We start from the raw sequence: 12,326 nt of genomic DNA on the forward strand, positions 1-12,326 counted from the left end.
AGGCAGGGGAGGCAGGGGGAGATTAATAACCCAATGCCCAATGCCCAATATCCAATGCCCAATACCCAATAACGTTCAATTTCTCCAGGGGCGGGAAATTTGATCTAACGCCTCTACTTCATCATCGGTTAATTTCCACCCTAGAGCGCCAACATTCTGTTTTACCTGTTCGGCGTTTTTAACTCCGGCAATGGGAATTACGTTCCCCTGGGCAATTAACCAGTTAAGGGCTACTTGGGCAGGGGTACGACCATATTGTTCCGCAATTTCCTTGAGTAAGGATAAAACTGGGGCAATTTTATTTAAACCATCATCACCAAATCGCGGGTCTAAACCTCTTGCACCTTTAGGACTTGTATAGCGTGTATATTTACCTGTGAGCAGTCCTTGAGCGAGGGGACTATAAGCTAAGATTGTGACATTTAGCTCACGAGCTGTTTGTAAAATGCCGTTGGTTTCAATTTGCCGTGTTAATAGAGAATAACGAACCTGGTTAACTGCTAAAGGTACTCCCCGTGCAGCTAATATTTGATGTGCTTCTCGCATTTGTGATGCCGAATAATTACTGACACCCACTGCTCCGATTCTACCCCGCTTCACTTCATCAGCTAAGGTATTCATCAAAGTTTCTTGACTGAGCAGGAATGTAAATGGCCAATGAACTTGGTATAATTCAATTCTTTCCACTTGTAGACGTTGGAGGCTGGCTGTTAACGCCTCAGATACAGATTTTCCATCCCAACGCCAAGGTAGGGGTCCAAATTTAGTAGCAATTTGTACTGGTTGGGATGTTTGTTTCATGAACTTTCCTAAAAACTCTTCAGAAAGTCCTAGACCGTAAACTTCCGCTGTATCGAAGAAAGTCACACCAGCATCTAAAGCGGCGTTAAAAGCTGCTTGCAGTTGTTCTTCACCGTAACTATCGCCATAATTCCAAAAGAGTTTATCACCCCAAGCCCAAGTTCCAATACACAGAGGAGGAACGGTTACGCCATTTTGACCTAATGTGATGGTTTCCATTTTGCTAAAATAAGTTTTAGTTACATTTCTTTACTTATTTAGTTTATCGTCTGAAAGAAGACCACACTTCTCGTAAACATGAAAAAACCGCAGATAGCCTCAGATGTACACAGATAGACAGACTATTTGCGTTAATATGTGGTTTAAATATTAATATTTTGATTTTTTCCTGCTCAAACAGGTTGGGCATTTCAGTCTATCTTTAGTTAAAGGTTAAATTCCGTCAACCATACAAAAAGTAGCTATGGCAGGTAATACATTTGATACCCAAAAAGAATCCCTAGTTGTACCAAAGGTCAACCTTGTCACCATGTTTCGGCTAGGTTTCTTCCAAATGGGGTTGAGTATGATGTCTATTTTGACTCTGGGGGTACTCAACAGAGTCATGATTCAGGAAATAGCAATCCCAGCTACAATAGTGGCTTTGGTGTTAGCATTGCCAGCTTTTGTATCTCCTACACGGATTTTATTTGGACAAATTTCTGATGCTAAACCCTTGTTAGGTTATCATCGCACAGCTTATGTTTGGGTGGGCGCAGGAATATTTGCGATCGCTGCTTTTTTAGCGGTACAGGTAATGTGGCAATTAAACGCCGCTAGTAGTGCTGGTACGTGGGTATGGACAAACCAAACTATCGGTTGGACAGCAGTTCTCGGTTTAGTTTTCGCTGTTTATGGTCTAGCCATTTGTGCCAGTGGTACAGCATTTGCTGCTTTGTTGGTAGATATCTCAGAAGAAGATAACCGTTCCCAAGTCGTCGGTGTTGTTTGGTCAATGCTGATGGTAGGAATTATTGTTGGGGCAATTGTCAGTTCTAGTTTGCTCAAACAATTAACAGCAGGTGCAGCCATAGAAACTTTACAAGCTGCAATTAATAGACTGTTTATAATTGTCCCATCAATTGTATTTGTATTCTCAATTGTATCGACATTGGGAGTAGAGAAAAAATATTCTCGTTTTTCTAACCGTTCCATACCAGGAAGTCGAGAAGATAGCATTAGTTTGGGTAAAGCTTGGTCAATCTTAACAGCAAGTCCGCAAACAGGTTTGTTTTTTACCTTTTTGTTGGTGATGACTATCAGCTTATTTATGCAAGACCCAATTGTTGAACCTTATGCGGGTCAAGTCTTTAATATGCCTTTAGCTGAAAGTACCAAACTCAACGTTTTTTATGGGACAGGAATTTTAATTGCTTATGGTGTGACTGGCTTTTTCATAGTCCCACGTTTGGGTAAACGGAGAACTATCAAACTAGGCTGTATTTTAGTAGCATTTTCTGCTTTATTACTTGGGTTTTCAGGATTTTCTGCCAATGCCAATTTCTTGAAACTTGGTTTAGTAATATTTGGTTTATCTACCGGGTTTTTAACTACAGCAGCAGTGAGTTTAATGTTAGATTTAACAGTTGCAGAAGCCGCAGGTACTTTTATTGGTGCTTGGGGACTAGCACAATCTATATCTAGAGGAATAGCTGTAGTTATTGGTGGTACTGTTTTAGATATAGGACGCAATTTGTTACCCAATAACTTAGTATTAGCTTATGGTTTGGTTTTTGGGTTAGAAGCTGTTGGAATGTTAGTTTCAATTGGGTTTTTGAACAAAATCAATGTGAATGAATTCCAAACCAATACCAAACAAGCTTTAGCTTCTGTTTTAGAAAGTGATTTAGATTAGGTAATGGGTGATTGGTAAAATAACTATTCCCTATTCCCTATTCCCTATTCCCTATTCCCTATTCCCTAATAACAAATGAACGATTTTTGGAACACGATTTTAGAATTTGCCGAAACCACTACTACTAGAGTGGGACAACAATTAATGCACGATTTTGGCAAAGTGCAAGCTTCTCAAAAAGCTGATGGCAGTTTAGTTACTCAATCTGATAAATGGGCTGATCAAGAAATTCGAGATGCGATCGCCTCTACTTTCTCAGGATACGGTATTTTAAGTGAAGAAAGTGATCAAACTTTTCCCAAGACAGAATGGTGTTGGGTAATTGATCCTTTAGACGGAACAACCAACTTTACACGGGGAATTCCCATTTGGTCGATTTCTCTAGGTTTACTTTATCGAGGAACGCCCATTTTTGGTTATGTTTATGCACCACCATTAAATCAGGCTTTTTATGGTTTTTGGCCTGGTTCTTCAGGTTTAACAACCCCAACGGGAGCATTTTTAAATAATCATGCTATTCATACGAGTCAAGATGCTCCCAGTGAAAATCATTTTTTTAACCTCTGTTCTCGCAGTACGGGCATAATTCAACCAGGTTTTCCCTGTAAACTGCGGATGTTGGGAGTTGCTAGTTATAACTTTTTGACAGTTGCTACTGGTGCGGTTTTGGGAGGAATTGAAGCGACACCCAAGGTTTGGGATATTGCAGGTGCATGGGTAATTGTTCAAGCTGCTGGTGGTAGCTGGATATCTCTCAAAGATGAACCTTTTCCATTATCACCAGGAACAGATTATAGCGATCGCTCTTTTCCCACAATGGTTGTTAGTCAACCAGAAATAATTCCTGTGTTTACACCATTTCTAGAAGGTTTAAAATTCTATAGCAGGAGTCAGCAGTCAGGAGTCAGCAGTCTGGAGTAAAATCCTCTTGTAGAGGGAGTTTTATTATCAATTGATGTCCTAACCACCCTGTCTACGGCTATAAAAATTGATTTCATATCTTTTTGGTTGGTAATGGGTAATTGGGACAATTGACAATTGACAATTGACAATGAAAAATGAATTCTCCCTCAAGGGTAGAGGATTGAAAGTAAGGAAAGGTTGTTATTTATATGTCTCTTGAAAAAGAGAGATTTTAAACTAACTTAACCAATTATCAATTGACAACAACTGACAAAATTATGAAAGGACTTTGGCTAGAAAATAACCAATTACAACTCAAAATAGATATTCCTATACCCGAACCACCACCCGGAGAAGCTTTAGTACGAGTTTTGCGTGCAGGTATTTGTAATACTGACTTAGAATTACTCAGAGGTTATTATCCTTATCAAGGGATTTTAGGACATGAGTTTGTTGGTGTTGTTGAACAAGGTTCTGAACAGTTAATTAATAAAAGAGTTGTCGGTGAAATTAATGCAGCTTGTGGTCATTGTCGGTTTTGTCGTCGCGGACAACCAACTCATTGCGAAAATCGCACAGTTTTAGGTATTGTCAACCGCAATGGGGCTTTTGCTGAATACCTTTGTTTACCTGAAAAAAATTTGCACCCAGTTCCAGAAAATGTTTCTACAGATGCAGCAACTTTTACTGAACCCATAGCCGCTGCTTTAGAAATTCAACAGCAAGTGCAATTATGTAGAGATGATAGAGTTTTAGTAGTGGGAGATGGAAAATTAGGACAACTGGTAGCGCAGACAATAGCGTTAACTGGTTGTGATTTATTAGTAGTGGGAAGACACAACGAGAAATTAGCTAATTTAGAAGCTAGGGGAATAAAAACTGGTTTAGTTGATGTTGTCAAAGATAGAACTTTTGATATTTCTATTGATTGTACAGGCAACCCAGAAGGATTTGCGATCGCACGTCGGGCTTTACGTCCGCGTGGAACTTTAGTCATGAAAAGTACCTACGCTGGAAATCTTCGCCTCGATGCTTCCTCATTAGTAGTAGATGAAATTACCTTGATAGGTTCTCGTTGTGGACCTTTTAGCCCAGCATTAGAATTATTAGCGACAAAACAGGTGGATGTAAAACCACTAATTCATGCCCATTATTCCCTGAATGAAGGTTTAGCAGCTTTTGAAAAAGCCCAAACTAAAGGAGTATTAAAAGTATTGTTAGAAATAAATTAGTAAATCATTAGATGGGTGATTACAGTAACCTAGATACAGCATATTGCCAGATCAATAAGGTACAAATTTTTATGACAAAGCCTTGCACCAAAAGGGTTTTACTGCTGAAAGCTGCTGTAGCTACTCACTTAAATATTAAATATCAAAATCCTGAACTTCATGAAATCCTGTAAATCCTGATTCCAACGGGGGAGCTAATAATTAATTAGATTGATAATCTTTACAACCAATTGCTTCTTCTGTATTGGCAATATACGGATTTACTGTACACTTAAGACGATAATTATTAGTAAAATACTGGCAATTATGACAGGGGATTTGGTGCATTTTTTGAGCAGTTTTAACAGTGTCTTTTGTCGCTGCCCATAAATTCATTAACACCAAAATAATCATAGTCCAAGCTATGACAAAACAAATTGGAATTAATAAAGGTTGTATCCCATGAATAAGGAAAGATATAAAACTTAACATGGCAATGGTAAATACAAGTGAGGAGTTAGAGATTAATATAACTCCTAACTCCTCATTCTTCACTTCTGACTAAAGACGGATTCAAGGGGTTTAAGGGTGTAGGAGTGTAAGGGAAAACAGTGATAACTGTTAACTGTTAAATCCCAGCATGGCCTAAAGCTAAACCTGTTACTAGCATTCCAAATACTAGAAAAGGTTGGGCGCTGGCTTGATATTTAACGTCATTTGCGATGGGGTCACGGAGGAAATACATATCCTGGAAGGTGATTTGGGGGATGATTAATAATACCAAGATGGCAGCGTACAAGTTTTCATGAATGCTGACAAGATAACCGGCAACTAAACCTTGGAATAAGTCAATCATGACGACACAAATTAAGGCCGCAGTTTGCACACCAAACATAACTGGTAGTGATTTTAGACCTAGTTGGCGATCGCCCTCTACACTCTTGAAATCATTAACAATGGCAATCCCTAAACCAGCCAAGCTGTAAAAGAGGGTGAGAACTACTATTTTCCAATTTAATTCTCCAAACAAAGCATGACCAGCCCACCAAGGTAAGGCAATGTAACTTGCACCTAGAGCATAATTTCCTAACCAACCATTTTGTTTTAATTTCAATGGTGGTGCAGAATAGATGTAGGCGATAAAAGTACCAAAAATAGACAACATCAACACATTAGGAAATGTATGCCCAGCCCACAAATCTAAGGTGTAGGCTACGCCATATCCTAGTAAGAGTAAAAGAACGAATTGGCTAATTACTTGCTTTTCAGAAATTGCCCCAGAGGGAATAGGACGATAAGGTTCATTAATAGCGTCTATTTCCCGGTCATAGTAATCATTGATGGTTTGGGTGTAACCAGTCAACAAAGGACCAGAAAGCAACATACACAGTGCTGCTTTCAAAACATTTTCCAAACTCCAAGTATAATTACCAGAAGAAGCCGCACCACAGACTACACCCCAGATTAAGGGAATCCAGGTGATAGGCTTCATCAATTGCAACCGAATTTTCCAAATTGATGTTTCTCCAGGTGCAGCACCTTTCATTCCCAGGAGTTGGCGAGTTTTGGCACTGCGTTCCGTGGTAGCAGTTTGGTCCCTGGCTTCATTTACTACGGAGTCTACTGCCTCAGTCGGGTTTGTACTTGGGTTAATGGGTGTGGATTCAGACATAGGTTTCTTGGTAATGGGTAATGGGTAATTAGTGATGGTGATTGGTGATTGGTCATAGGTAAATAGGTAATTATTGGGCTTCCACCTCTTTCCTACTTTCACCTGTCACCTCTCAACCATTACCTAAAAAGAAATTATCAAATAACTATTTTGAAACTTGGCTCCAGTCACTTGTCTACCACTTAAAGCAGGGGGTAAGAAGACATTGCGGCGATGATCTCCGGCTTCTACTGTTACCTCTGGACCCTGTTGAATGAGTTTGACTTGTTTTTTGTCGAAACCGGGCAAAAATAAGCGTACTTGATGATTGTGTACGTCGATTTCTATTGGTCTAGGAGCCTGTAATGCTTGTTCGACAAAGTTAGGCAGGGCATCTATTAGGGGTTGCCATTCGCCATTGGATACATCAGGAACGATACTAATCGGCAGGGGTGTAAATTCTGCTGAGAGGTTGGTGTTTTCTTCTGAGGCGACTAAAATAGCACCACCAATAGTTAAACCAACTTGTTGGGCAGTTCCCCAAAGATAACGGGAATTAGCCACATCTATGGGATCTGGGGTTGTCACCAAAAAGGCAGCGATGCGCTGGGGGTCAGCTAAAGCTGCTTTACCTTTTTCGAGAAAATTATTAACTTGGTTAGTGGGTTGGGAGAATTTATCAGCCGTCCAATTAACATTAAATAAACTGGTAATCAGTGGTTGAATTAAAGGAGATTCAGAAATAGTTTTCCCTAAATCGGAGTTAACAAACAATTGTCGAAATCTTCGCACATACCAACTTAGAGATTCAGCCAGTCCCAACATCCGCAAAGTGGAAGAGTCACCTGTGCCATCATAGATAATAACGTCATATTTGCCACTGGCATCATATTCGCGGATAGCATTGAGAACGAGGGCATTGTCCATGCCTGGTAACACTACCAGTTCTTGACCATAAACCTCTTTAAAAATAGGCGTGCGGAGATATTGCGCTTCTAGTTTTTTGAATTCTTCCCAATTGTGTTCTAGCAGTACAGATGATTGAAACTGTACTGCTTGCAAGTTGGGAGCGATTTCTTGGGGTTCACAAGAGAGAGAAGTACCTAGTAGAATTGACAATGTTGGCTCTGCAAGTCCTGCTAGAAGTACCCGTTTGCCTTGGTTTGCCAATAGCTTGGATCCAGCGATCGCTATTTTGCTACGAGCGATGCTGCTTGTGCCTAAAAATGTCAGTATCAAGGCCATGACTTGATTTCCAATTACCGCCTATCTTTTCAACTCCAACTTAGCATTCATCTACAAGTGCTAACATCCCTATACGGCTTTAATTTCGTCATCAAAGAACCAGGTGGAGGAGTTGTCGTCAAACTTGACAACCAAACCAATACCAGCACCATCAGTTACTTTATAGCCTTCGATGATGCCTACTTTTCCTAGTTTTTGAGCGATAGGCGCAGATACGCGATCGCGCAACCGAATCACCTTGACTTTTTGTCCGATTTCCATGTCTAGTTACAATCCAATAATCCAAATCTCAGTGTAGCTGAATCTGGCACTTTGTTTTCATTGCCCATGACTTAAAATTAAATCAGTAAGCAAGTAGGTATACTCTTATGTTTGTTACAGCCCAACAGCTAGAACAACAAATGCCCGATGGGACTCGGTTATTAAGTGATGAGCCGGCAATGGAAAGTTCTTGACATTATATGCAGTTACTCTTGTTAGTAACTAGTTGAGAGTGGTTGTGGCGTGATCAAAATTATTTCTTGATTGGTGCAAATCTGATTGTTTATTTTAGTCGTCAACAATTAAAAAATCGAGAATTTAGTAGTCCGGATTTCTTTTTAGTTAAAGATACAGTTTGAGGTAAACAAATATGATGTATCAACATCATCCACCTTCTTCACCCAAAGACACCATGCCGACAATGTATGATTTACCTAGTGAATTAATAGGGGAATCAGGGTTGCCGGAGGAATTTCATTGTATACAAGCGGATTTACTCACGGAAACTTGTCAACCTGCCAATTATACAGCCGCAGAAATTTTACTTGCTAGTGATTTGAACCTTTATTATGATCCTCGTCATCCTGGTTGGTACAAGCGTCCTGACTGGTTTATGGTATTGGGAGTTGCTAATACTAACCAACAGGAAGATTTACGTTTAAGTTATGTGGTTTGGCAAGAAGGAGTTGATCCATTTTTAGTAGTTGAATTACTGTCACCAGGAACAGAACAAGAAGACTTAGGGCAAACCTTACGGGAAGTAAATAAACCCCCAACCAAATGGGAAGTATATGAAAGAATTTTGCGTGTTCCTTACTATGTTATTTATGACCGCTATGAAAATAAATTACGTGGATTTAAACTCAATGGTACTCGTTATGAACCCATAACTCTATCAGATCAACGCTTTTGGTTAGAAGAAATAGAAATAGGTTTAGGTTTATGGCAGGGAAGTTATCAAAATACAGAAGGTTTGTGGCTACGTTGGTATAATGCTAATGGTTGGTTGCCAACTTTGGCAGAACGGGCTGAAAATGAACGCCAACGGGCTGAAAATGAACGTCAAAGAGCAGATAAATTAGCACAATATTTACGCTCTCTGGGAGTTGATCCTGATAGTTTGAGTTAAATAATACTGAAAATAGTATAAAATGCCGGAATAACTTGCCTATGGCCTGCGGTGGTGTTTGAGGATGACCCTTTTAATCAAAAAAAATTTAACCTGGTTGCAAATACAGCGTTACTGGGAACTGCTGCACGTGCTGGTGGTGAGGACTCTGAAAGTGCGTTATCGGGGTTCATTCCTAGGTGTTTATTGGTCGCTACTGAACCCATTAATTATGACTGGGCTTTACACAGCCATTTTTGGGGCTACTTTCTCATCCTATTACGGTAACTCCATAATTAACTATGTTTTAGCAGCATTTACAGGACTTGTCGTCATCAATTTTTTCTCAGCCTCCACATCTCAAGCTTTGATGAGTGTAGTGGGTAATGGGGCATTATTGAATAAGATTCGTCTGCCAGTAAGTGTTTTCCCTCTATCTATGGTAGCAGCGAATATGTTTCAGTTTTCCGTTGGGGCATTTCCGTTGCTGGCATTGATGACTTTATTTAATGCCAAAAGTTTGGTAAATGTCCTCGCGTTGGTATTTCCATTTCTGGCATTAGTTCTAGTTTCCACTGGTATTGGTTTTTTGGTAAGTGCCTTGTATGTATTTTTTAGAGATTTGCCTTATTTTTATGAGTTAGTTGTGTTTGTGCTTTGGATCAGTAGCCCTATCTTTTATCCAGCAGCGATCGTACCACCGCAAGTCAAGCCATTTCTAGGTTTAAATCCCTTATCCCCAATTATTGAAAGTCTGCGTCAGATTACATTATCAGGTTCACCACCAGATTTAGGTTTAATTTGGGGAGCTTTACTGAGTGGCATAATTATTTTGTCGCTGGGATGGACTTGTTTTCATTGGTGGCGACATCAGTTCATGGATTTGTTGTAAATGGACTTGTTTTCATTGGTGGCGACATCAATTTATGGATTTGCTCTAAGCATAGCTATTATTTGATAATTGCACAAAGGAGATCGTGATAGTTTATAATTGACCTCAAGATAGTAATTAATCCTAATAAAATCTATGGCTTTAACCGCACAAGAAATAGAAGCATTAATGCCAGATTGCACTGAACTGCTCAGCGACGAACCAGAAATGGAAAGCTCATTACACTATATACAACTATTAATATTAGTAACTTGTTTAGAATGGTTATGGCGTGATAGAGAAGATTTCTTTATTGGTGCAAATCTTAGCGTTTACTATAGCCGACAACAGTTAAAAAATCGAGATTTTAGAGGACCTGACTTTTTTCTAGTCAAAGACACGGAAAAACGTCCACGTCTTTCTTGGGTAATATGGGAAGAGGATGGTAAATATCCCAATGTGATAATTGAATTACTTGCTGATTCTACAGCGAAAGTAGATAAGGAATTGAAGAAACAGTTGTATCAAAATCAATTCCGCACTCCTGAGTATTTTTGGTTTTCCCCAAATACCTTAGAACTGGTAGGATGGCGATTAACAGACAGTGAATATAAACTTATTCCAGCATCAGAAAATGCCTGGTATTGGAGTCAGGAGTTAGGTTTATACTTAGGGGTTTGGGAAGATAAGTTAAGATATTTTACGGTTGAAGGAAGATTAGTCCCTACACCAGAAGAAGTTAATTTAGAAGAAATTAAAAAAGCTGAATCTGAACGTCAAAGGGCTGAATCTGAACGTCAAAAAGCTGAATTTGAACGTCAAAGGGCTGAATCTGAACGTCAAAGGGCTGAATCTGAACGTCAAAGGGCTGAACTTGAACGTCAAAGGGCTGATGAAGCAGAGGATAAAGCAGCTATTCTAGCCCAAAAATTGAGAGAATTAGGTATTGAACCTGATAGTTTGTAAACGAAGTGCTTTACTGAGTGGCATAATGATTTTGTTGCTGGGATGGACTTGTTTTCATTTGTGGCGACATCAATTTATGGATTTATTGTAAATGGAAGTTATTCGCCTAGATCAAGTTTCGCTGTGGCGACGGACACAAGAAGAGTTTTCTTATGACTTGAAGAAAACTTTGCTTTCGATTGTAGAGGGCAAATATCGAAAACCTGCCAAAAAATTAGTTCTAGATAATATTGCTTTAGCGGTTAAAAAAGGTGAAAAAATAGGGGTAATTGGTGCAAATGGTTCTGGTAAATCCACGTTGTTAAAGATAATTTCCGGAATATTGCAACCTACCACCGGAACAGTAAGAGTACGTGGTCAAGTAGCACCATTAATTGAACTAGGAGCAGGTTTTGATGCAGAAATCTCTGTGATGGACAATATTCTCCTTTACGGTGTTTTACTAGGTTTTTCTAGATCTGAAATGAAAGCCAGAGCGCAGTCTATTTTGGAGTTTGCAGAGTTGGAGGATTACGCTTTAGTTCCAGTCAAGGGTTTATCTTCGGGTATGGTGGCTCGTTTGGGATTTTCCATTGCTACGGATGTGCAGCCAGATATTTTAATTTTAGATGAGGTTCTATCAGTGGGAGATGAGAACTTTAAGAATAAGTGTAAGCAAAGAATTGATAATTTTTGGAATGGAGATGCAACAGTTCTTGTAGTTTCTCATGATTTAGAGTTTATCAAACAATCTTGCCATCAGGCAATTTGGCTAGACAAAGGAAGAATACATTTTATAGGATCAGCAGAAAACGCAGTAGAGTCGTATCTTACAGGGAAAATCATCGCCGAATAAATTTCAGTCGAGATAAACTGTTGCCTAAACTTGTATTTATAAAGTTGTATTTCTAGATTCAATATATATGCATGGCTATTTACTCTTGAAGTATTTATAGTCTAGAAGTATTTTTGGTGAATATTAGCCATTTTGGTATATAAATAAAATCCAAAGTGATGAAGTCTGGTTTCTTCAACATGAACTTACTTTTTGGCATAGATACCAATTTATATCATGTCAGGTTAAATTCTGATCATGAACAGGGACAGGGAAGCAGGAGGCGAGGTTTTCAGCATTTTTCTTAAAATTCGGGCATCATCACTAATTACCCGGACATGATATAACATTACATCATCCTCAAGAAAGTTAATGTATAAGTTTATATCTGGAAGCAAAAAGAAGTCAAGAATCAAAAATGACATCAGATGCAATATAGGAATCTGATTTGATATCTGAAACTATCTATGTAGGCAGGCAAGAGGCAAAAGGCAAGAGGCAAAAGGGTTTTAGAGAATTTAGGTGTACGGAGTTTTTTCAAAAATCAAATATTATTCCTATATCTTTTTACTGTTAAATAGTTAGCTACTATATCTAGACA

13 protein-coding genes and 1 pseudogene are annotated in these 12,326 nt (G+C 39.0%); 9 read left to right on the forward strand and 5 right to left on the reverse strand.

All coding sequences use genetic code 11. From position 1 onward, the window contains the following. Positions 1–75: 75 nt before the first annotated feature. Positions 76–1,020 carry an aldo/keto reductase gene (locus A0J48_RS24190; protein WP_200327141.1) on the reverse strand — a complete coding sequence of 315 codons (945 nt, stop codon included), beginning with the start codon at positions 1,018–1,020 and terminating at the stop codon, positions 76–78. 244 nt (positions 1,021–1,264) lie between these two features. Between A0J48_RS24190 and A0J48_RS24195 the strand changes: the two genes are divergently transcribed. From A0J48_RS24195 to A0J48_RS24205, 3 genes are all read left to right on the forward strand, one after another. After that, positions 1,265–2,695 (forward strand): BCD family MFS transporter, encoded by a 1,431-nt coding sequence (locus A0J48_RS24195; RefSeq protein WP_200327142.1) that lies wholly within the window; start codon positions 1,265–1,267, stop codon positions 2,693–2,695. A 75-nt stretch (positions 2,696–2,770) separates the two neighbouring features. After that, entirely contained in the window at positions 2,771–3,616 is an 846-nt protein-coding gene (locus A0J48_RS24200; RefSeq protein WP_200327143.1) for an inositol monophosphatase family protein, read from the forward strand. Between the two features lie 260 nt (positions 3,617–3,876). Beyond that, a complete protein-coding gene (locus A0J48_RS24205; RefSeq protein WP_200327144.1) occupies positions 3,877–4,830 on the forward strand; it encodes an MDR/zinc-dependent alcohol dehydrogenase-like family protein in 954 nt (317 codons plus the stop codon). Between the two features lie 201 nt (positions 4,831–5,031). Here the strand turns inward: A0J48_RS24205 and A0J48_RS27255 are convergent, their stop codons facing one another. From A0J48_RS27255 to petP, 4 genes are all read right to left on the reverse strand, one after another. Continuing rightward, positions 5,032–5,301, reverse strand: coding sequence for a hypothetical protein (locus tag A0J48_RS27255; RefSeq protein ID WP_234301132.1), 270 nt, complete (start codon positions 5,299–5,301; stop codon positions 5,032–5,034). 136 nt (positions 5,302–5,437) lie between these two features. Then, complete coding sequence (gene chlG / locus A0J48_RS24210) at positions 5,438–6,481, reverse strand: chlorophyll synthase ChlG (protein WP_200327145.1); 1,044 nt, start codon at positions 6,479–6,481, stop codon at positions 5,438–5,440. A 123-nt stretch (positions 6,482–6,604) separates the two neighbouring features. Continuing rightward, complete coding sequence (locus A0J48_RS24215) at positions 6,605–7,705, reverse strand: Get3/ArsA fold putative tail anchor-mediating ATPase NosAFP (protein WP_200327146.1); 1,101 nt, start codon at positions 7,703–7,705, stop codon at positions 6,605–6,607. A gap of 69 nt (positions 7,706–7,774) precedes the next feature. Further along, positions 7,775–7,966: a cytochrome b6f subunit PetP gene (petP, locus tag A0J48_RS24220; RefSeq protein ID WP_200327147.1), complete on the reverse strand. Its 192-nt coding sequence runs from the start codon at positions 7,964–7,966 to the stop codon at positions 7,775–7,777. A 236-nt stretch (positions 7,967–8,202) separates the two neighbouring features. Between petP and A0J48_RS27530 the strand changes: the two genes are divergently transcribed. The 6 genes and pseudogenes from A0J48_RS27530 (at position 8,203) to A0J48_RS24240 (ending at position 11,746) form a co-directional block, all read left to right on the forward strand. Then, positions 8,203–8,325, forward strand: coding sequence for a hypothetical protein (locus A0J48_RS27530; RefSeq protein WP_267910333.1), 123 nt, complete (start codon positions 8,203–8,205; stop codon positions 8,323–8,325). 14 nt (positions 8,326–8,339) lie between these two features. After that, a complete protein-coding gene (locus A0J48_RS24225) occupies positions 8,340–9,095 on the forward strand; it encodes a Uma2 family endonuclease (protein ID WP_200327151.1) in 756 nt (251 codons plus the stop codon). 64 nt (positions 9,096–9,159) lie between these two features. After that, positions 9,160–9,966: an ABC transporter permease gene (locus A0J48_RS24230; protein WP_200327148.1), complete on the forward strand. Its 807-nt coding sequence runs from the start codon at positions 9,160–9,162 to the stop codon at positions 9,964–9,966. Between the two features lie 135 nt (positions 9,967–10,101). Further along, entirely contained in the window at positions 10,102–10,911 is an 810-nt protein-coding gene (locus A0J48_RS24235) for a Uma2 family endonuclease (protein WP_200327149.1), read from the forward strand. 7 nt (positions 10,912–10,918) lie between these two features. Beyond that, positions 10,919–11,002, forward strand: a pseudogene (locus A0J48_RS27260) (ABC transporter permease); the annotation flags it as partial. Next, positions 11,003–11,746, forward strand: a complete 744-nt coding sequence (locus tag A0J48_RS24240; protein WP_200327150.1) for an ABC transporter ATP-binding protein — start codon at positions 11,003–11,005, stop codon at positions 11,744–11,746. It begins immediately after the preceding pseudogene. The last annotated feature ends 580 nt before the right edge of the window (positions 11,747–12,326 follow it).

Source organism: Sphaerospermopsis aphanizomenoides BCCUSP55 (assembly GCF_001586785.1).
GTDB classification, from domain to species: domain Bacteria; phylum Cyanobacteriota; class Cyanobacteriia; order Cyanobacteriales; family Nostocaceae; genus Sphaerospermopsis_A; species Sphaerospermopsis_A aphanizomenoides_A.